Source organism: Pseudomonas sp. MEJ108 (genome assembly GCF_030208985.1).
GTDB classification, from domain to species: Bacteria; Pseudomonadota; Gammaproteobacteria; order Pseudomonadales; family Pseudomonadaceae; genus Aquipseudomonas; species Aquipseudomonas fragariae.
Map to the genome: position 1 here is coordinate 304,368 of NZ_JARVSW010000004.1, position 19,600 is coordinate 323,967.

16 protein-coding genes are annotated in these 19,600 nt (G+C 60.9%); 9 read left to right on the plus strand and 7 right to left on the minus strand.

Annotated elements, in window-relative coordinates; genetic code table 11:
• Positions 1 to 5 precede the first annotated feature (5 nt).
• Together QRN50_RS02430 and QRN50_RS02435 are read left to right on the plus strand one after the other, a co-directional pair.
• Positions 6 to 821, plus strand: a complete 816-nt coding sequence (locus QRN50_RS02430) for an ABC transporter permease (protein ID WP_003405538.1) — start codon at positions 6 to 8, stop codon at positions 819 to 821.
• Positions 818 to 1,972 (plus strand): ABC transporter ATP-binding protein, encoded by a 1,155-nt coding sequence (locus QRN50_RS02435; protein ID WP_096126942.1) that lies wholly within the window; start codon positions 818 to 820, stop codon positions 1,970 to 1,972. Before QRN50_RS02430 ends, QRN50_RS02435 begins: the two co-directional genes overlap by 4 nt.
• A gap of 16 nt (positions 1,973 to 1,988) precedes the next feature.
• Here the strand turns inward: QRN50_RS02435 and QRN50_RS02440 are convergent, their stop codons facing one another.
• The gene (locus tag QRN50_RS02440) at positions 1,989 to 2,903 is read right to left on the minus strand and encodes a LysR substrate-binding domain-containing protein (RefSeq protein ID WP_024651470.1); all 915 of its coding nucleotides are present in this window, start codon (positions 2,901 to 2,903) and stop codon (positions 1,989 to 1,991) included.
• A gap of 124 nt (positions 2,904 to 3,027) precedes the next feature.
• On the opposite strand from QRN50_RS02440, the gene QRN50_RS02445 reads away from it, so the two are divergent.
• Complete coding sequence (locus QRN50_RS02445) at positions 3,028 to 4,122, plus strand: tartrate dehydrogenase (RefSeq protein ID WP_024659723.1); 1,095 nt, start codon at positions 3,028 to 3,030, stop codon at positions 4,120 to 4,122.
• Here the strand turns inward: QRN50_RS02445 and ptrR are convergent.
• The gene (gene ptrR / locus QRN50_RS02450; RefSeq protein ID WP_096126943.1) at positions 4,119 to 4,994 is read right to left on the minus strand and encodes a putrescine utilization regulator PtrR; all 876 of its coding nucleotides are present in this window, start codon (positions 4,992 to 4,994) and stop codon (positions 4,119 to 4,121) included. The genes QRN50_RS02445 and ptrR overlap by 4 nt on opposite strands.
• A gap of 101 nt (positions 4,995 to 5,095) precedes the next feature.
• Here ptrR and QRN50_RS02455 point away from each other — a divergent pair, with 101 nt between their 5' ends.
• On the plus strand, positions 5,096 to 6,487 hold the full coding sequence (locus QRN50_RS02455; RefSeq protein WP_096126944.1) for an aldehyde dehydrogenase family protein: 1,392 nt from the start codon (positions 5,096 to 5,098) through the stop codon (positions 6,485 to 6,487).
• Positions 6,488 to 6,720: 233 nt separating this feature from the next.
• Here QRN50_RS02455 and QRN50_RS02460 read toward each other — a convergent pair whose 3' ends face one another.
• Positions 6,721 to 7,305 carry a flavin reductase family protein gene (locus tag QRN50_RS02460; RefSeq protein WP_024638824.1) on the minus strand — a complete coding sequence of 195 codons (585 nt, stop codon included), beginning with the start codon at positions 7,303 to 7,305 and terminating at the stop codon, positions 6,721 to 6,723.
• 141 nt (positions 7,306 to 7,446) lie between these two features.
• Between QRN50_RS02460 and QRN50_RS02465 the strand changes: the two genes are divergently transcribed.
• Positions 7,447 to 8,070, plus strand: a complete 624-nt coding sequence (locus tag QRN50_RS02465; RefSeq protein WP_096126945.1) for a nucleotidyltransferase family protein — start codon at positions 7,447 to 7,449, stop codon at positions 8,068 to 8,070.
• Here QRN50_RS02465 and QRN50_RS02470 read toward each other — a convergent pair.
• From QRN50_RS02470 to QRN50_RS02485, 4 genes are read right to left on the minus strand one after another with little or no spacing between them, the layout of a single operon-like run.
• On the minus strand, positions 8,051 to 9,019 hold the full coding sequence (locus QRN50_RS02470) for an XdhC family protein (RefSeq protein WP_096126946.1): 969 nt from the start codon (positions 9,017 to 9,019) through the stop codon (positions 8,051 to 8,053). The genes QRN50_RS02465 and QRN50_RS02470 overlap by 20 nt on opposite strands.
• A gap of 2 nt (positions 9,020 to 9,021) precedes the next feature.
• Positions 9,022 to 11,238, minus strand: a complete 2,217-nt coding sequence (locus tag QRN50_RS02475) for a xanthine dehydrogenase family protein molybdopterin-binding subunit (RefSeq protein ID WP_003405554.1) — start codon at positions 11,236 to 11,238, stop codon at positions 9,022 to 9,024.
• A 9-nt stretch (positions 11,239 to 11,247) separates the two neighbouring features.
• A complete protein-coding gene (locus tag QRN50_RS02480; protein ID WP_024651477.1) occupies positions 11,248 to 12,231 on the minus strand; it encodes an FAD binding domain-containing protein in 984 nt (327 codons plus the stop codon).
• Positions 12,231 to 12,911, minus strand: a complete 681-nt coding sequence (locus QRN50_RS02485) for a (2Fe-2S)-binding protein (RefSeq protein ID WP_024638827.1) — start codon at positions 12,909 to 12,911, stop codon at positions 12,231 to 12,233. Before QRN50_RS02485 ends, QRN50_RS02480 begins: the two co-directional genes overlap by 1 nt.
• A gap of 889 nt (positions 12,912 to 13,800) precedes the next feature.
• Between QRN50_RS02485 and mqo the strand changes: the two genes are divergently transcribed.
• From mqo to QRN50_RS02505, 4 genes are all read left to right on the plus strand, one after another.
• Positions 13,801 to 15,444 (plus strand): malate dehydrogenase (quinone), encoded by a 1,644-nt coding sequence (gene mqo, locus QRN50_RS02490; RefSeq protein ID WP_024651478.1) that lies wholly within the window; start codon positions 13,801 to 13,803, stop codon positions 15,442 to 15,444.
• Between the two features lie 156 nt (positions 15,445 to 15,600).
• The gene (locus QRN50_RS02495; RefSeq protein WP_096126947.1) at positions 15,601 to 15,837 is read left to right on the plus strand and encodes a hypothetical protein; all 237 of its coding nucleotides are present in this window, start codon (positions 15,601 to 15,603) and stop codon (positions 15,835 to 15,837) included.
• Positions 15,838 to 16,213: 376 nt separating this feature from the next.
• A complete protein-coding gene (locus QRN50_RS02500) occupies positions 16,214 to 19,225 on the plus strand; it encodes an ATP-binding protein (RefSeq protein WP_096126948.1) in 3,012 nt (1,003 codons plus the stop codon).
• Positions 19,222 to 19,599, plus strand: a complete 378-nt coding sequence (locus QRN50_RS02505; RefSeq protein WP_096126949.1) for a response regulator — start codon at positions 19,222 to 19,224, stop codon at positions 19,597 to 19,599. The genes QRN50_RS02500 and QRN50_RS02505 overlap by 4 nt, the downstream gene beginning before the upstream one ends.
• Position 19,600: the final 1 nt, after the last annotated feature.

A 19,600-nucleotide genomic window follows, 5' to 3' on the forward strand; every position in this document is an offset into this window, starting at 1 on the left:
CCGCCATGCTCCTGACACCCAATGCCATGAGCCCCGGCTTGCGTACGGGCCTGTACCTGACCACCGCCCTGATCGCGCTGTTCCTGTTGCTGCCGATCCTGTTCATCGTCCTGCTGTCGTTCGGTTCCTCGCAGTGGCTGGTGTTCCCGCCGCCCGGCTGGACGCTGAAGTGGTATCAGCAGTTTTTTTCCAACCCGGACTGGATGGCCGCGGCCATGTCCAGCTTCAAGGTCGCGATCCTGACCACCCTCGCCTCGGTGGCGCTGGGCCTGCCCACCGCGTTCGCACTGGTGCGTGGCCGGTTTCCGGGGCGTGATTTTCTGTACGGCGTCTTCACACTGCCGATGATCGTGCCGCTGGTGATCATCGCCGTCGCGGTCTACGCGCTGTTTCTCAAGCTCGGTTACACCGGCACATTGTTTTCCTTCGTCGTCAGCCATGTGATCGTCGCGTTGCCGTTCACCATCATCTCGATCATCAATTCGCTGAAGCTGTTCGACCAGTCCATCGAGGATGCTGCGGTCATCTGCGGCGCTTCACGCTTGCAGGCCATCTACAAGGTGACCTTTCCCGGGATCCGGCCGGGCATGATGGCCGGTGCGCTGTTCGCGTTCCTGGTGTCGTGGGACGAGGTGGTGTTGAGCGTGATGATGGCCAGCCCGACCCTGCAAACCCTTCCCGTGAAAATGTGGACCACCCTGCGTCAGGACCTGACGCCGGTCATCGCCGTCGCCTCAACGCTGCTGATCGCCCTGTCGGTGCTGATCATGTTCATCGCCGCGACCCTGCGTCGCCGCAACGAAGCCAGGAGTACGTCATGAGTGCCGTGATCAAAGCCCCCGCCCATCAGCAAAAGCACACACTGGTCAGCCTGTGTAATCTGAACAAGCACTACGGAAATTTCGCCGCTGTCGACGACATTTCCCTGGACATCCAGGACGGTGAATTCCTGACCTTCCTGGGCTCCAGCGGTTCGGGAAAAAGCACCACGCTGTCGATGCTCGCCGGCTTCGAAACGCCCAGCTCGGGCGAGATTCTGGTGGGCGGCAAATCGCTGGTGAATGTGCCGCCGCACAAGCGCGACATCGGCATGGTGTTCCAGCGCTACTCGCTATTCCCGCACCTGTCGGTACGCGACAACATTGCCTTCCCGCTGGCGATCCGCAAGTTGCCTGCGGCCGAACGCGAGAAGAAAGTCGATGCGATGCTCAAGCTGGTTCAGCTGGAAGCCTTTGCTCATCGGCGCCCGTCGCAACTGTCAGGCGGCCAGCAGCAACGGGTCGCCATCGCCCGGGCGCTGGTCTACGAGCCGCGCATCCTGCTGATGGACGAGCCTCTGGGCGCACTGGACAAGAAGCTGCGCGAAGACCTGCAGGACGAACTGCGCCAGTTGCATCGCCGGCTGGGCATCACCATCGTTTACGTAACCCATGATCAGGAAGAAGCCATGCGCCTGTCACAGCGCATCGCCATTTTCAGCCATGGCAAGATCGTCGGTCTGGGCTCGGGCTATGACCTGTATCAGGATCCGCCGAATGCCTTCGTCGCCTCGTTTCTCGGCAACTCGAACTTCCTCAGGCTCAAGGCCCAGGGCAATGCCGTGGCGACCTTCGAAGGCAGCACACTGGCGATTCGCCTGACCGCAGGGCTGAAGACCGATCAGGAGGTGCTGCTCATGGTGCGCCCGGAGAAAGCCCAGGCGCTGAGCGTGTCCCAGGCAGCGGCCATGCCGCTTGAAGCAGGCTGGAACGAGGTAAACGCCACGGTTGCTGAAGTGCTTTTTCTCGGCGAGAGCCAGACATGCTCGGTGGTCTCAGCCGGAGGCACTGCCATGACCGTCAAAGCGCTTTCCGCGAACGGCATGTCGCTCAAGGCGGGCGACCCGGTGCGCGTGCGCTGGGCGGCCGCAGACGCCTGTATCTACACCGAGTGGACCGACAGCGACCTGAACAAGGCAGCCGGCACCCACTGACAGGGCATTGCGTGCCTCAATGGTTGACCGGCGAAGGATGCAGGGCAAGGTAGTCGCGCAGAAACTCCACCGTGACGCGGACCTTGGCCGAACTCATCAGCGGCGAGGTATGCACCGCCCAGATGTCTGCATCCTGGCGGTAATCCGGCAACACCTGAACCAGCCGGCCCTCGGCCAGGTCAGTGCGCACATCCCATAGCGAACGCAGCAACACCCCGCGCCCGTCCAGGCACCACTGACGGGCGATTTCGCCGTGGTTGGTAGACAGGCTGCCGGTCACCTTGACGGTTTCGGCACCCTGCGGCCCGTTGAGGTGCCAGATGCCGAATGGCCGGTCGCGCTCCTTGATCACCAGGCAATCGTGATTGGCCAGCTCACCAAGATTAAGCGGCGTGCCATGAACGTCGAGGTAGCCGGGGCTCGCGCACAGAACCCGCCAGTTGTTGGCCAGATGCCTGGCGCGCAGGTGCGGGGCGATTTCGTTGCCGACGCGGATATCCAGATCGACGCCCTCCTCGATCAGATCGACCAGCCGGTCCTGAATGTCCAGGCGGATATCCAGCTTCGGATAACGCGCCGCCAGCTCCGACAACGCAGGCGCGACGAAACGGCGGCCAAAGCCCTGACTGCTGACGACCCGCAACAAGCCACTCGGCTCGCCGTGCAGCGCCGCCACTTCGTCACCCATCTGCTGCACTGAATCGAGCATGCCCTTGGCCCACTCGTAGACGCGCTCGCCATCTTCGGTAATCGACACCTGCCGGGTCGAGCGGTGCAGCAACACCACACCCATACCCTGCTCCAGCAAACGAATACGTTTGCTGACGTAGGCCGCGGACATGCCCAGCTCATCCGCAGCCCCGACGAAGCTTGAACGCCGGGCCACATGAACGAACACATTCAAATCATCGAGGCTGGGATATTTATTCACGATTCGTGTTTTCTCAGTGCATTAATCAGCTGATTATCTTTATATCGTGCGCTTATAGCATGGATGGCCTGTGCAACTCATTGATTGCACACCCGCAATGGATCGATTCAGAGAGAGCGCCACCATGAACAACAAGAAACTGCGTATCGCTGCCATCGCCGGTGACGGCATCGGCCTGGAGGTGCTGCCCGAAGGAGTGCGCGTGGTGCAGGCCGCCGCCGCACGGCACGGGCTGGAACTGGAGTTCGAATACTTCGAATGGGCCAGCTGCGATTACTACCTGAAGCACGGCAAAATGATGCCAGACGACTGGTTCGAACAGCTCAAGGGCTTTGACTCGATCTTCTTCGGCGCCGTGGGCTGGCCGGAAAAGGTTCCCGATCACATCTCGCTGTGGGGATCGCTGCTCAAGTTTCGCCGCGAATTCGATCAGTACGCAAATATCCGCCCGGTGCGGCTGTTTCCCGGCGTGCCCTGCCCGCTGGCCAATCGCAAACCGGGCGACATCGACTTTGTCGTGGTCCGGGAAAACACCGAAGGTGAATACTCGTCGCTGGGCGGGATCATGTTCGAAAACACCGACAACGAATTCGTGTTGCAGGAATCGGTGTTCACCCGTCGCGGCGTTGACCGCATTCTCAAGTTCGCCTTCGAGATGGCCAGCAAACGCGAGCGCAAGCACGTTACCTCGGCGACCAAATCCAACGGCATGGCTATCAGCATGCCGTACTGGGACAAACGCACCGAAGCGATGGCCAGCCAGTACCCCGGCATCAGCTGGGACAAGCAACACATCGACATTCTCTGCGCGCGTTTCGTGCTGCAACCCGAGCGCTTCGACGTGGTGGTGGCGTCCAACCTGTTCGGCGACATCCTCAGCGACCTCGGCCCGGCGTGCGCAGGCACCATCGGCATTGCGCCGTCAGCCAACCTCAACCCCGAGCGCCACTTCCCGTCGCTGTTCGAACCGGTCCACGGCTCGGCCCCGGACATCTTCGGCCAGAACATCGCCAACCCGATCGCGATGATCTGGTCAGGGGCGCTGATGCTCGAATTCCTCGGCCAGGGCGATCAGCGTTTCACCGCGGCCCATGACGAGATCATCACCGCCATCGAGCAAGTGATCGCCAACGGCGACGTCACGCCGGATCTGGGCGGCACGCTTTCGACTCAGCACGTGGGTGCGGCGATTGCCGAGCGGGTTTCTGCAGGCCGTTAAACGTTCGCCGGTTCGCTGCGCTGTTCCAGGAGTTCGACAAAGCGGGCCAGGCTGCGCGACACCGTGCCCCGGCGCCAGATCAGCCAGGTGTGCAGGTAGCGAAACTTCTCGGACAACGGCCAGATACTGACCGTGGCGCAGCCGGGCATGCTTTCCAGCATGCTGCGCGGCATCAGCGCCAGCCCGGCACCGGCGCTGACGCAGGCGAGCATGCCGTGGTAGGACTCCATTTCATGGATCTTGCCCGGCACTGCCGCGTCATCGGTGAACCAGCGTTCAAAATGATGGCGGTACGAGCAGTTGGCACGAAACGCATAGATACTCTCTCCGCTGACGTCCCGCCCGCGCTTGACCGGCGCATGATTGAGCGGCGCGATGATGACCATTTCCTCTTCGAAGACCGGCACGCCGTCGAGCGACGGATGCTGCACCGGCCCGTCGACGAACGCAGCCACCAGTCTACCGGCCAGCACGCCGTCGATCATGGTTCCGCACGGGCCAGTGGACAGGTCCAGCTCGACCTTGGCGTTCTGCTGGTTGTAGGCGGCCAGCAGCGCAGGAATCCTGACCGCAGCCGTGCTTTCCAGCGACCCCAGTGCAAAAGGCCCCTGTGGCTCCTCCCCGGACACAGCAGAACGCGCTTCCTGCACCAGATCCAGGATGCGTCGCGTGTAGTCGAGAAAATTCCAGCCTGCAGGAGACAGGCGCAAGCGGTGCTTCTCGCGAATGAACAGGTCGACGCCCAGATCCTGCTCCAGCTGCTTGATGCGCGTGGTCAGGTTCGAGGGCACCCGGTGGATGTGCTGCGCGGCGGCGCTGATGCTGCCGTGTTCAGCCACTGCCTTGAAGATCTCCAGCTGAACCAGATCCATATCATTCTCCAAACATGAACGTTACGCTCATTATTATTCAGTTTTAGAAAGCATTGCACGCCTATATTCTGGTCCCACTTCCACCTCAACAGGATGGCGCAATGACTACTGTCACCAGCAACACCCATGCAATCTCGATCAACCCTGCCACCGGCGAGCAGATCGGCCACTATGCCTTCGAATCCGCCACTGCGCTGGATCAAAGCCTGTCGCGTGCGGCTGCCGGTTTTGCCGGCTGGAAGCGCACGCCGGTTCAGCAACGTGCGCAACTGATCGTCGCCATGGGCCAGGCCCTGCGCGATGACGTCGAAAACATTGCCCGCATGATCAGCCAGGAAATGGGCAAGCCCGTTGCCCAGGCCCGAGGCGAGATCGAGAAATGCGCCCAGTTGTGCGACTGGTACGCGGCACAAGGCCCGGCGATGCTGGTGGCCGAAGCAACTCAGGTCGAGCATGACAAGGCGCGGATCGAGTACCGTCCGCTGGGCCCGATTCTCGCGGTAATGCCGTGGAATTTTCCGATCTGGCAAGTGCTGCGCGGCGCGATTCCGACCCTGCTGGCCGGTAACACCTATGTGCTCAAGCACGCGCCCAACGTAATGGGCTGCGCTTACCTGATGCTCGGCGCCTTCAAGCGTGCCGGCTTCCCGGAGGGTGTGTTCGAGGTCATCAACGTGACCCCGGAAGGCGTTTCAAACGCCATTGCCGACCCGCGCATCGCAGCTGTCACTCTGACCGGCAGCGTGCGTGCCGGCCAGGCCATCGGCGCCCAGGCCGGTGCGGCACTGAAGAAGTGCGTGCTGGAACTGGGCGGCTCCGACCCGTTCATCGTGCTCAATGATGCGGACCTGGATCAGGCTGTGAAGGCCGCGGTGATTGGCCGCTTCCAGAACACCGGGCAGGTCTGTGCAGCGGCCAAGCGTCTGATCATCGAGCAAGGCGTGGTCGAGGAGTTCACCCGCAGGTTCGTCGAGCAAACGCGTCAACTGGTAACGGGCGATCCTCTTTCCGGCGAAACCTACATTGGCCCCATGGCGCGTTTCGATCTGCGCGACGAGCTGGATGCCCAGGTACAGGACACGCTCGCCGAAGGCGCCACGCTGTTGCTGGGCGGCAAAAAAGCTGAAGGCCAGGGCAATTATTACGAGCCGACCGTGCTCGGTGACGTCACCGACCGGATGACTTCGTTCAGGCAGGAGCTGTTCGGGCCGGTTGCGTCGATCATCACCGCCCGCGACGCGCAGCACGCTCTGGAGCTGGCCAATGACAGTGATTTCGGCCTGACCGCGACGGTTTATACCCGCGACCTGCAACTGGCAGAGCGCATGACCGAGGAACTGGAAACCGGCGGTGTGTTCATCAACGGCTACAGCGCTTCAGACCCGCGCGTGACCTTTGGTGGTGTGAAGAAAAGCGGTTTTGGCCGTGAGCTGTCGCACTTTGGAGTACGCGAGTTCTGCAATGCACAGACTGTGTGGCGGGATCGTCACTGAGGGTGCAGAAGATACACAGCCCTTGCGGGACTGGCCGGGATGGCGATTCGCGTTGCTCACCAAGGAGCAGGTGTAGCCGCTGAGTATTGACTGATCAGTCAGTCCCCCTTCGCGAGCAAGCTCGCTACCACGGGAGCCATCTGTGGGACCAATGAGTGTGCTTGTGTGGGAGTGAGCTTGCTCACGAAGAGGCCCTTACGGTCGGCGAGGATCGTCAGGGCCAGACATCGCGATTACTCGTCGCCCGTATCCACCACCGCAGGCTCACCGATCGTATAGAAATGCCCGCCCGCGACGTAATGCAGACTGCGCCATTTCGGGTCGGCCTTTTCGAATTCCCAGTGCCCGTCGTTGAACACGCGGTTGTCAGCCCAGGCGCCCACCACTTCGCCAATGAACAGGTCATAAGTCTGCTGATTGTGCGGCTCGGGAATGACCTTGCAGATCAGCCAGGCCGAACATCCGGCCACCAGCGGCGAGTCATGCCCGTCAATGCGAAACAGGTCCACATTGGCCTTGTCCAGCTTGTCCGGAGTGAAGACCTTGCTCTGGGTGCCGACGTCGAAGGTCATCTGCAATTGATCCAGATTGGGCACCTGCAGGGCAAAGTAGCCGCTCTTCTCCACCAGTCCGCGGGTCTTGGTCATCTTGTCGATGACCAGCGTCACCTTCGGTGGCGAGAAGTCCAGCGCACAGGCCCAGGCCGCAGCCATGACGTTATGCGTGCCCTCGTGGCTGGATGAGACCAGCACGGTCGGCCCGTGGTTGAGCAAACGGTAGGCTTTTTCCAGTTCGACAGGACGAATATGATTGTCCACTTGAAACCCTCGAAAAACATGATTCGTGCCGCTACCGGCAAGGCAGCGAAATAAGGCATTGTGCGTGCATCGGCAGAACTGCAGGGTGCGCCGCGCAAACCGCACGCGCCCTCTCCTTTCACCCACTCATAAGGTTTCGGATTGAGCAGCATAGACAGCCAGATCCCCGAAGTGTTCGCCCTGGTCCTCGCAGCCGGCCGCAGCAGGCGCTTTGCCGGTGACAAGCGGCAGGCGCTTCTGCCGTGCGGGCGGACCCTGCTGACGGCAAGCCTGGAAAACGCGCAAAACGCATTCGCCAAAACGGCGGTGGTATTGCGCCCTGATGACCAGGCGGATGCGCTGGGGGTTGCCTCGAACATCACGATCATCCGCAGCGAACAGGCCGAACTGGGGATGGGCCACAGCCTGGCGAGCGCCGTTGCGGCAGCGATGGACTCCTCTGCCGATGCGGTTGCCGTTGTTCTTGCGGACATGCCCTGGATACAGCCGCAGACCCTGCATGACCTGGCCAGAATGGCCGATCCCCAGCGCATCGTCCTGCCAATGCATGAAGGCCAGCGTGGCCATCCGGTGATCATCGGTCGACGATTCTGGCCGGCACTGCTGAAACTGGAAAGCGATCAGGGCGCGAAGGCCCTGATCACGAATAACCCCGAGGCGTGTGACCTACTGTATTGCGATGACCCTGGCATCCTGCGCGACGCCGACACCCCTTCAGCGCTGGCAGAAGCCTGCCGGCAACACCTTACACATCGGCACGACTGACACCGTTGGCCACCCGCAGGATATCGGCCATTACCGCAATGGCGATCTCGGAAGGCGTCTTGCTGCCCAGGTTCAGGCCGATCGGCGCGTGGATCCGGTCCAGGACCTGAGCGTCCAGCCCGCCAATCCGCCCCAGACGCTCCAGACGTTTGCTGCTGGTGCGCATCGAGCCCATTGCACCTATGTAGAACGCCTCGGTACGTACCGCCTCGAGCATGCTCAGATCGTCCAGCTTCGGATCGTGCGTCAGCGCCAGCACGGCCGTCGAACTGTGGCAGCCGCCCTCGGCAATGAACACCGCAGGCAGCACGCCACGCACCTCGACACCTGGCATTGAAAACCCTGAGGTCACTTCGACACGAGGGTCACAGACGATCACCTCATAGCCCATCGCAACGGCAAAACTGGCGCAGAACTCTGCCACCGGCGACAGCCCGGCGAGCAGCACACGATACACCGCGCCCATGCGGATGCTGATCCGTTCACCATCGACCTGCACACGCGACTCGCCCATCGTCGCCGGCCCGATCGCTCTCTGCACACCGCCCAGGTGCACCTGCCTGCTGACCAGTTCGCGCCCGGCCAGCGCCTGCTCGATGGCCGCCAGATGTGCATCGGCCTCAGGTTTTGGCGCAATGAACTCGATCAGCACATCCAGCACACCGCCGCACGGCAAGGCCCGCGTTGGCGCGAAGCCGCCGTCGCCATAGCGAACCACCTGATTGACCGGCTCGAACTGCCCCGCGGCAACGCGCTCGAGAAAATCCTCTTCCACGCAACCACCCGACAGAGAGCCGCGATGCTCACTGCTGCCCAGCGCCACCAGCATCGCACCCGGCCCGCGTGGGGCCGAGCCGAACGTGGAAAGAACCGTGCACAGCCAGACCGCCTTGCCGCTGGCCAGCCAGTCCCTCGCCTGTTGTACTACCTGCAAATCAAGCTGTTTCATTGTTACAACCCTGCCATCAGTTTTTCCTTGCTGATCGGCAGGCTGCGCACCCGTTTGCCGGTCGCGTGATACACCGCGTTGGCCACTGCTGCGGCCAGCCCGGTCACACCGATCTCGCCGATACCTCGTGCGCCGAATTCACCCAGGTTGTAGTCCGGATAATCGAGCAGCAGGACGTCGATGTCCGGTTGATCCGCATGCACCGGTACCACGTACTCGGCGTAGTTGTTATTGACCGGCATGCCGCTGCGCGGATCGTATTCACCGGCCTCGAACAAGGCCATGCCGATGCCCATCACAATCGCGCCTTCCACCTGATTGCGTGCCGCCAGCGGGTTGACCACTTTGCCCACGTCAATGGCGCTGACCACCCGCGAAACGCGCAGGCTGGAAATGCCCGGGTCCCAGCGCACCTCGACAAAATGCACGCCGAACGAGCGGAATGAGTACTTGCCGGCCTCAGGCATGCCACTCTGGAACGTGCCCTCGGCACGCGACAGACGCTGGCCATTGAGCACATCGACGAAGCTCGCACGCTGCTCACCCATGACCAGTTGACCGTTCTCGACCTTGATCGCTTCGGCGTCCTGTCCGGCGAACACGGCATCCTTGCTGACGGCGTACTGGCGCAGTTTCTGCAACGCTTCGCGGGTGGCGCCGGCAATCGCCGGCATTACGCTGGCAGTGACCCACGAGCCACCGGACACCGGGCCTGCCGGGAACGACGAGCTGCCCAGTTCCACTTCGACGCGCTCCATGGGAATGCCGGTCAACTGGCTGACGGTTTGCGCGACGATGGTGTACGTGCCGGTGCCGATGTCCTGCAAGCCGCACTGAGCCAGAGCCGTGCCGTCGGAACGCAGAATGACCCGCGCATCAGTGGGCACCTGATAGGCTTCCCAATTGCAGGCGCCCATGCCGTAACCAATGATTTCATCGCCTTCGCGCATCGAACCGACGTCGGCCTTGCGTGCCTGCCAGCCAAACCGTTCGGCGGCCTTGTCGATGGCTTCAGGCAGGTGATTGCTGGACCACGGCAGGCCTGCGCTCTGATCCTTGTCAGAGAGGTTCAGCTTGCGGAATGCCAGAGGGTCCATGCCACTGGCCAGCGCCATTTCATCAATGGCCGACTCCAGTGCAAACAGACCCGGTGCCGCGCCCGGCGCACGCATGGAGGTCGGCGTACCGCGGTTGATGGGGCTGATCTTGTGGCTGACCAGTACGTTATCGCAGGCATACAGGCTTTTGGTCACGCCACCGCAGTTTTCGGTGTAGTCATCGAGCATCGAGGTGTTGTTGAACGACTCGTGACGAATCGACACCAGCTTGCCGCTCGCATCGGTGGCCAGACGCAGGCGCTGGCGAGTTTCCGGACGGTGGCCCACCGTGGTGAACATCTGCGCACGTGGCAACACCAGTTGCACCGGTCGCCCGGTGACTTTGGCAGCGGCGCACGCTGCGACCGAATGCGGCCACGGCCACAGCTTGCCGCCGAACCCTGAGCCGATGAAGGGCGCGCGCACTTCCACCCGGTCGGGGGACAGGTCAAAGACGTTGGCCAGCAGGTTGCGGTGGTTGACCACGCCCTGGGTGCTTTCATAGACAAACAGTTTGCCGTCCTGCCACCAGGCGGTGCTGGCGTGCATTTCCATCGGGTTGTGTACTTCCACCGGCGTGGTGTAGGTCTGGTCGACTTTGACTTTTGCGCCATCGAACGCGCTGTCCGGGTTGCCCCGGTTGTGCCCGGCACCGCCATCGCGGGCGCCGTTGACGCGCATGCCTTCGGCAAGGTCCTTGACCGCCGGACGCTCGTCGTAATCCACCGTCACGCGATAGGCCGCCGCCCTCGCCTGCTCGAAGCTCTCGGCCACCACCAGGGCCACAAACTGGCCAGGGTAGTAGATACGGTCATCCTCGAACGGCAGGCGATGCTCGTCCGCCTTGCTGGCCGAGAGCATCTTGGCAAAGCTCAGTTTGGTGTTCGGAGTACGGTGCAGCGTGGGGAAGTTGTCATGATGAAAGATATCGACCACACCAGGCATCGCCTTGGCCTGCTGATCCTTTATGGCCAGCACGCGCCCGTTGGCGATGGTGCTGTAGACGCCATAGGCGTAAAGCATCTTGCCCATCGGATGGTCTGCGGCATAGCGCGCCTGACCACTGACTTTCTTGCCGCCGTCGATACGACGCTGCGGCACACCAATGATGTTTTCACTCATGAGAAATTCCTAGGCCGTGAGGTCACGAAGGTTGCGGACGATGACCTGCTGACCCAGCGGGATCTTGAAGGCGTTGTGTTCATAGGCCCGCGAGCCCTTCATCGCCAGCGCTGCGACCTGCGCAAAGGTGTCCGGGTCGGCACGCTGACCGATCAGCGCACGTTCCGCTTCCAGGGCACGCCACGGCTTGGTGCCCACGCCACCCAGCGCAATGCGCGCATCGGTAATGCGCTTGCCGTCCATCACCAGAATCACGGCACTGGATGCCAGGGCGAACTGGTAAGAGGTTCGGTCGCGCAGCTTCAGGTAAGAAGAGCGGCTGCCTGACAGCGGCGCGTCGAGGGTCACATGCGTGATGAGCTCATGGGGCGCCAGCGCGTGTTCGCGCTCTGGCGTATCACCCGGCAGCAAATGAAAGTCGGCGAGCGGGATATCCCGCGAGCCGTTGGCGCCCTGGACGGTAACCTGCCCGCCGATGGCCGCCATGCCGACACACATGTCTGACGGATGCGTGGCAATGCAGTGTTCGCTGGTGCCCAGCACTGCGTGCACACTGCGGTTCATCCCGCCGATCGCTGCGCAGCCAGAGCCCGGCTGGCGCTTGTTACAGGCGGAAATACCATCGCGAAAATACGGGCAGCGTACACGCTGCATGAGATTGCCGGCGGTGGTCGCCTTGTTGCGCAATTGGGTCGAAGCACCGGCAAGAATCGCCTCGGACAACACCGGGTAGCGCTGCTGCACCAGCGGGTGGCTGGCCAGGTCGGTATTGCTGACCAGCGCGCCGATGCGCAGGCGACCATCGGGCAGCGACTCGACCTGCTTCAACGCCAGATGGTTGATGTCCACCAGTTGCTGCGGTTGCATCACGTCGAGCTTGACCAGGTCCAGCAGTGTGGTGCCACCGGCCAGATAGAAGCGTTGCCCTTCACCGGACGCTGTGCTGAAAGCCTGCGCGGGCGAAGCGGCGCGAGCGTAGTCAAAAGTTCGCATCAGGCGACACCTCCCATTTTCGAGCGCGCAGATTGCACGGCAGACAGAATGTTCTTGTAGGCACCGCAACGGCAGATATTGCCGCTCATGGCCTCTCTAACGCTGGCGTCGTCGGACGCAATGTTCGGATCCTTGAGAATCGCGACCGCGCTCATGATCTGTCCGGAGGTGCAATAACCACACTGGTAGGCATCGTGTTCCCAGAACGCTTCCTGTACCGGGTGCAGCTTGCCGTTCTCGGCCAGCCCTTCGATGGTGGTAATGCTGTCGCCCTGGTGCTGAACGGCGATCGACAGACAGGAGTTGATCGCCACGCCGTTGACCAACAACGTGCAGGCGCCGCATTGGCCGTGATCGCAGCCTTTCTTGGTGCCCGTCAGTTGCAGGCGGTCACGCAGCACATCGAGCAGAACGGCATTGGCCGGCACGTTCAGGGTATGAACTTGGCCATTGACCTTCAACTGGATGCGCTGCTCACCCGCTGCGGGCGCGTCACTGTCTTCGACCACGGGGGCCGCAGGTGCCAGAGGCGCCGCCTGCAGCATGCCGTCGGAGGGGATCCAGGTAGACAGCGTGGCCGCAGCAATGCCGGAGGCACCGAACTTCAGAAAGTTTCGGCGTGAGGGCTGCACGGTACTGCTGTCGCCAGCAGTTTCCTTGTGCTTCTTGGGTTCGGTCATCAGGATCACTCGGTAATAGCCGTCGCTGCTGTAAAGCGACGGGCGTTATGGTGTGGTCAGCGGCCCGGGCGTACTCCTGCTCACTGACGTGCTGCCTTTATTTTCGGGGGTAATCAAAGCCAAAACGCTATCACCCGTCATAAGTGTTTAACTGGTCAGCGCCTCCAAAGTTCCAACTGTTTGACGGGCGTCTGTATCCGGACATTGCCGCCACCCGCATGACAGCCGAGTACGGACCCTAACAGGAGGTCAGCGCGCTGATTAGCCAGCCAAGGTCACACGCCGTTATGAGCCTGGCTCATGAATGCATGGGAGCCGGATGAGCGCGTTGTTCGGAGCGGGTTGCAGACCGAGTGAGGGCCATATCCGTCTGACGGCTAAAGACCCGGGCGAAAATGCCGATACAGATAGGCAGTGGAAGGCTGTGAAGTGTCTAAATCAACGCATTCGTGGCCAATTTGATGATGGCATCTCGCAACCGGGGTGCACATTATGCGAAAATACCGCGTCTTTGCCGGTATGCCACCGAGGATGTGGCGCAGTACGCGTACATAAAATTGCGCGTCAGGCGTGCCTCCATGCTCCGATGCGGCGTCCCAGACTCCGTGAACAGGCTGACCAGGTGTGTCTTCGCACGTGGCTCAGAGGGCAAGACCCTCGGGCATCGCAGCGCACCAACAGAGCAAATGTCACTCATGACGCTGAATCCAATGATGATAAGAAGTCAGCGCAGCAGGACATAAATTGAGGTCTCGAGCGGTATTATATTGGCCTTGTATGTCCACCTCTAGTCCCCGTGGGTGCGAGTGTTTGTCGCAGGCTCGATGCATGTGACAGGCCGTTTCCCCAGGAGTAGTCGGCGGATGGCGTTTATCAGATGGATGACAGAATGTTTAAGAAAGTGAACACGGCCCTCCTGGGTCTGGCCATTTCCATGGGCCTGATGCCCGTGCAGGCGGCTGAAACCAAGAAAGTCGACGTACTGCTCGTCGGCGGCGGCATCATGAGTGCAACCCTCGCTGTCTGGCTCAACGAGCTGGAGCCGAGCTGGTCGATGGAAATGGTCGAGCGCCTCGACGGCGTTGCCGAAGAAAGCTCCAACGGCTGGAACAATGCCGGTACCGGTCACTCGGCGCTCGCCGAACTGAACTACACCCCTGAAGACAAGAACGGCAACGTCGACATCTCCAAGGCCATCGAGATCAACGAAGCGTTCCAGATCTCCCGTCAGTTCTGGTCCTGGCAGGTCAAGACCGGCGTCCTGAAAGACCCGCGTTCGTTCATCAACTCCACACCGCACATGAGCTTCGTGTGGGGCGACAACAACATCCAGTTCCTGCGCAAGCGTTACGCAGCATTGCAAGCCAGCCCGCTGTTCAGCGGCATGCAGTACTCCGAAGACCACGAGCAGATCAAGAAGTGGGTCCCGTTGATGATGGAAGGTCGTGACCCGGCGCAGAAGCTGGCCGTGACCTGGAGCCCGATCGGCACCGACGTCAACTTCGGCGAGATCACTCGTCAGTTCGTCGCCAACCTGAAAGCCAAGCAGAACTTCAATCTGCAGTTGTCGAGCGAAGTCGAAGACATCAATCACAACGACGACGGCACCTGGCGCGTCAAGTACAAGAACCTGAAGGACGGTACCGTTACCGAAACCGACACCAAGTTCCTGTTCATCGGTGCCGGCGGTGCAGCGCTGCATCTGCTGCAGGAATCCGGTATTCCTGAAGCCAAGGAATACGGCGGCTTCCCGGTCGGCGGTTCGTGGCTTGTCACTGACAACCAGACCCTGGCCATGCAGCACATGGGCAAGGCCTACGGTATCGCGTCGACTGGCGCGCCACCCATGTCGGTTCCGCACCTGGACACCCGTGTTCTGGACGGCAAGCGCGTGATCCTGTTTGGCCCATTCGCGACCTTCTCGACCAAGTTCCTGAAAAACGGTTCCTACTTCGACCTGCTGACCAGCACTACCACGCATAACGTGTGGCCGATGACTCGCGTCGGTATCGAACAGTACCCGCTGATCGAATACCTCGCCGGTCAGGTGATGATGTCTGACGACGATCGCTTCGCTGCTCTGAAAGAGTACTTCCCGAACGCCAAGAAAGAAGACTGGCGCCTGATGCAAGCCGGTCAGCGCGTACAGATCATCAAGCGTGACGAAGAGAAAGGCGGCGTTCTGAAGCTGGGTACCGAAATCGTTGCTTCCAAGGACGGCAGCATTGCCGGCCTGCTGGGTGCTTCGCCAGGCGCCTCGACTGCAGCGCCGATCATGCTGGGCGTACTTGAGAAAGTCTTCAAGGACAAGGTAGCGACTCCGGAATGGCAGGCAAAACTGCACCAGATCGTGCCTAGCTACGGCACCAAGCTGAACAACAATCCGGATCGTGTTGCCGAGGAATGGGCTTACACCGCCGAAGTCCTGCAACTGACTCCACCGCCGCCGGTGAACAAGACAGGTAATGCTCCAACACCTGCACCTGCTGCACAGCCAGCGAAAAGCAATCCAGCCAGTGACATGGCGCTCTAAGGCTTTCAGAGCTTGAGCAAAGCCCCGCCAGACCTCGTCTGGCGGGGCTTTTTTTTGCAGCTGCTTTCTCACGCAAACCGTGCCGACATGAAAACACGTCGAACTCTTCGCGCCGTTCGTTCCTCCAAGCAGGACGACACACAGAGAGGAACTGCAATGAGCAAGCATACTGACAAGCCTTCCAGCCACACGCTTGTACAGTCCGCGCCAACGACAGACCAGTCCGGCAAGCCGGTTGATGTGGTGCGCAAGGACATTGCGCAGGAAAACCCCGAAACCGAAGGCGTAGACAAGGTCATCACCCCGACGTCCATCAAGGAAAAAGAGCAGGATGCCGAAACGCTTCGCGCAAAGAATCGTGAGCTGGAACGCAAGTTGAACGGCCAGGGCTGATTGCCCAAGCGGGCCTGTAGCAACCCAGCATTTGCCGATAATTCGCTAAAAAATGGCAGGCAGGGCCTCAAAAGGCCCACACCTGCCAACTTGCAGGCATTTCCCCGACATAGTCAGTTAAAGCTACGCGTTCAACGGGCACCTGTTATGGTGGCCTACTTCCTTCCATCTCTGGCTTGTATCAGCAGAGCGCATCATCTAGGTCTCCACGCCGCACTTTCGCGGCAACCTCGCATTTTCTTGCGCTGTCCATCCGGGCCGCTGGCCGCTCAAATTTTCGTTGCGGCCGACAAAAAAACCATCTGAACCGCGTTTAGCGTTGAACGACTGCACGTCGTACCAAGCAGCGGCTGGCTGTTCCCGGCTGAAACACCCTATGGAGTTCACGCAATTGATCAAGGACATGCTGGATGCAAAGCCTGACGCAGCGCTTGAAGCTGCGCTGGCCGAATGTGCCCGAGAGCCGATCCGTGTTCCTGGCGCGATTCAGCCGCATGGCGTACTGCTCAGCGTTGCAGGCGATCCCCTTTGCATTGAGCAGGTCAGCGCCAATTGCGCAACAGAATTCGGAATGGCCGCTGACGAGTTGCTGGGCAAGCCTTTGTCATGGCTGTTATCGCCCGAACAGTCGGCCCTCATCGACCATGCGTACGGCCACCCCGCTGCCCCACACATTGACCCGATAAAACTGACGATCGGAACAGCCCACTACAGCGCCTCGCTGCAGCGTGCCGACGATGTGCTGATAATCGAGCTGGAGCCCTTCGTGGAAACCGGTCATGGGCAGTCCAGAATCATTACCCGGGTATTGCGCAACCTGCAGGCAGCCACGACGCTGGAAACACTGTTCGATATCAGTGTGCACGAGATTCAGGCGCTTACCGGTTACGACCGGGTCATGATTTACCGGTTCGAGCCCGAGGGCCATGGCCAAGTCGTTGCGCAGGCACTGACCGGGCCACTGCCCAGCTACAGCGGCCTGAACTTCCCCGGTTCGGACATTCCCGCCCAGGCGCGAGAGCTGTATCGGCTGAACTGGATCCGTGTGATTCCGGACGCCACCTACGTTCCCGTACCCCTGATACCAACACTGCGCCCGGCGACCGGGCAACCGCTCGACCTGGGCTTCTCGACGCTGCGCAGCGTGTCCCCGGTGCATTGCGAATACCTCAAGAACATGGGCGTGCGCTCGTCGATGAGTATCTCCTTGCTGGACGGCGGCGAGCTCTGGGGCCTGGTTGCCTGCGGTCACCCCGAACCGTTGCGGGTGTCCAGAGAGTTGCGCGATGCCTGCGCGATGATCGGTCAGTTACTGTCGGTGAAAATTTCCGCCATTGTCGCGACTAATATCCAGCGCGAGCGGGAAGAGAAAGTTGTCCTGCTCGGGCAACTGGCAGACGCCATGAGTCGCGCCAATCATGAAGTACTCGACGGGCTGGTGAGCCGGCCCGAGCTTCTCATGTCGCTGACCCTGGCAGACGGTGCTGCGGTGCTGATTGACGATCAGGTTTATCTGTTCGGCACCTGCCCTTCAATCGAACAGGTGCGTGAGCTGTACACCTGGATACGCGACACCGGCCTGGCCAGTCAGCGATCCAGACAGCGGGCGACGGGCTTGCAGGGTCTGGGGGTTTTCCACACCAACTCCATGCAGAGGGAGCTTCCCGACAGCGCCGTTTACAGAGACATCGCAAGCGGCGTCATCGCGTTCACGCTGCCCAAGCCGATTGATAATGCAGTGATGTGGTTTCGCGCCCAACTCACCTCCACGATAAACTGGAGCGGTAACCCGACCCACCACGTCAGTACCCGTCCGGAGAGTTCCGCGAGCCATCGTCTGCACCCAAGGCAGTCTTTCGATGTCTGGGAGCAAGAGGTTACCGGCATTGCCAGCCCGTGGTCGCGCGCAGATCTTTATGGCGCTGAAGACATTCGTCGTTCTGCTCTGGAAAGCGACCTGGAGCGCCAGGTGCAGCGCGAACAGGAAGCGGTCCGTTTGCGTGATGAGCTGGTCGCCGTGGTTTCCCATGACCTGCGTAACCCGATGTCGATCATCATCATGCAGTGCGGCATGATGCAAAGCTGGGCGGTGGGCGACACACACTTTGAAAATCGCAACATCCGGCGTGCGCTGGGCACCATCGAGAAAGCCACGACGCGCATGAACAGCCTCCTGGAAGACCTGCTCGATACCGCGCAGATCGAAGCCGGCCGCTACCAGCTTTCGCGCCTGCCGCTGAGTGTCACCAGCCTGCTGGAAGAAGCCTGCGGCCTGCTGGTGATGCTGACCGCCGAAAAGAACATCGAGCTCAACTGCACCGCCGCGCAAGGCCTGGTGATCGATGCGGACCCGGAACGAATCTTTCAGGTACTTTCCAATCTGGTCGGTAACGCCATCAAGTTCACCCCGAAAGGTGGCCGAATCAACATCGATGCGGTAGCCGATCAGAACGAAGTGCTGTTCAGGGTCAGTGATGACGGCATAGGCATTCCGGCCGAACACCTGCCTTTCATTTTCCAGCGCTACTGGTCCGTGAAGGAAGGCAACCCACGCGGCAACGGCCTGGGCCTGTATATCTGCCAGGGCATTATCACGGCCCACGGCGGGCGTCTGTGGGCCGACAGCTCACTGGATTCGGGAAGCGTATTTTCCTTCACCCTGCCCGTACATCAGGGGGCGGACAGTATTGGCGAAACGACATTTTTAAAGCAGAGCGGTACGACCCATCGGCTGGCGCAATCGATCTCCAGCAAACTGGAACGCCAGCAACTGGAAGACCGGCTGACCCGCGCCGGATTGCTCAACGAACTGAATCATCGGGTAAAAAACACCTTGGCGACCGTTCAGGCCATAGCCTCTCTCACCGTCAACAGCTCTGCGTCACTGGAATCCTTTCACAAGAGCTTCGGCGCGCGCCTGTTTGCCCTGAGCCAGGCGCACGATGCACTGGCGCGTGCGGAATGGATCTCTACCGAACTGGTCGACTTGATCGAGCAGCTGCAGGAGCTGGATTCGGGGGCACACAGGATCAGTTTCGAAGGCGATCCGGTGACCCTGGAACCGCGTTTTTCACTGACACTTTCCATGGTGCTCCATGAGCTGATGGCCAATGCAGTGCAACACGGTGCGCTTTCTTCGGCCTCAGGTCAGGTGACAGTGACCTCTACGCTGACTGACGAACACACTCCCCCGACGCTGAAGATCGAATGGAAGGAAACAGGCGGCCCGCCGGTCGTCGCAACCACGGTGAAAGGCTTTGGCTTGCGCTTGATACGCCGCAGCATCGAGCGAGAGCTCAAAGGCCAGGCCGACATTCAGTTCGCCCGTACAGGAATCATCTGGTCAATGCTGATTCCCTGGCCAGACAAACCGGAAAGCCGCTTATGAGTTCAGAATCAGACGGCCGGACCTCGCACCCCAAAGTGCTATTGGTGGAAGACGAGACCATGCTCGCCATGTTGATGGAGATGATGCTCGAGGACCTGGGTTTCGCGACCGCCTACCACGCCAGCACGCTGAACGACGGCATTGAATATGCGCGTAACGGCGAGTACGACCTGGCCATCCTGGATATCAACATTATTGGCGGAGACTCGTTCCCGATAGCCGCTGCCATTGCCGATCGCGGCATACCCTTCATGTTTTGCTCGGGGTACGGCCGGCTGGGGATCCCCGACGCGTGGCTCAACCGGCGTTGCGTCGCCAAGCCGTTCAGTGCCGAGCAACTGAGCGAAGCGTTGAGTGAGCTGCTTGAGGTCTGAG

What these genes read in the sequence shown, in the direction of transcription:
- QRN50_RS02430 (WP_003405538.1), top strand. Translation starts at nt 6, where the DNA reads ATGCTCCTGACACCCAATGCCATGAGCCCCGGCTTGCGTACGGGCCTG.
- QRN50_RS02495 (WP_096126947.1), top strand. Translation starts at nt 15,601, where the DNA reads ATGAGCAAGCATACTGACAAGCCTTCCAGCCACACGCTTGTACAGTCC.
- QRN50_RS02475 (WP_003405554.1), bottom strand. Translation starts at nt 11,238, where the DNA reads ATGAGTGAAAACATCATTGGTGTGCCGCAGCGTCGTATCGACGGCGGC.
- QRN50_RS02470 (WP_096126946.1), bottom strand. Translation starts at nt 9,019, where the DNA reads ATGAAACAGCTTGATTTGCAGGTAGTACAACAGGCGAGGGACTGGCTG.
- mqo (WP_024651478.1), top strand. Translation starts at nt 13,801, where the DNA reads ATGTTTAAGAAAGTGAACACGGCCCTCCTGGGTCTGGCCATTTCCATG.
- ptrR (WP_096126943.1), bottom strand. Translation starts at nt 4,994, where the DNA reads ATGGATCTGGTTCAGCTGGAGATCTTCAAGGCAGTGGCTGAACACGGC.
- QRN50_RS02435 (WP_096126942.1), top strand. Translation starts at nt 818, where the DNA reads ATGAGTGCCGTGATCAAAGCCCCCGCCCATCAGCAAAAGCACACACTG.
- QRN50_RS02480 (WP_024651477.1), bottom strand. Translation starts at nt 12,231, where the DNA reads ATGCGAACTTTTGACTACGCTCGCGCCGCTTCGCCCGCGCAGGCTTTC.
- QRN50_RS02500 (WP_096126948.1), top strand. Translation starts at nt 16,214, where the DNA reads ATGGAGTTCACGCAATTGATCAAGGACATGCTGGATGCAAAGCCTGAC.
- QRN50_RS02445 (WP_024659723.1), top strand. Translation starts at nt 3,028, where the DNA reads ATGAACAACAAGAAACTGCGTATCGCTGCCATCGCCGGTGACGGCATC.
- QRN50_RS02455 (WP_096126944.1), top strand. Translation starts at nt 5,096, where the DNA reads ATGACTACTGTCACCAGCAACACCCATGCAATCTCGATCAACCCTGCC.
- QRN50_RS02505 (WP_096126949.1), top strand. Translation starts at nt 19,222, where the DNA reads ATGAGTTCAGAATCAGACGGCCGGACCTCGCACCCCAAAGTGCTATTG.
- QRN50_RS02485 (WP_024638827.1), bottom strand. Translation starts at nt 12,911, where the DNA reads ATGACCGAACCCAAGAAGCACAAGGAAACTGCTGGCGACAGCAGTACC.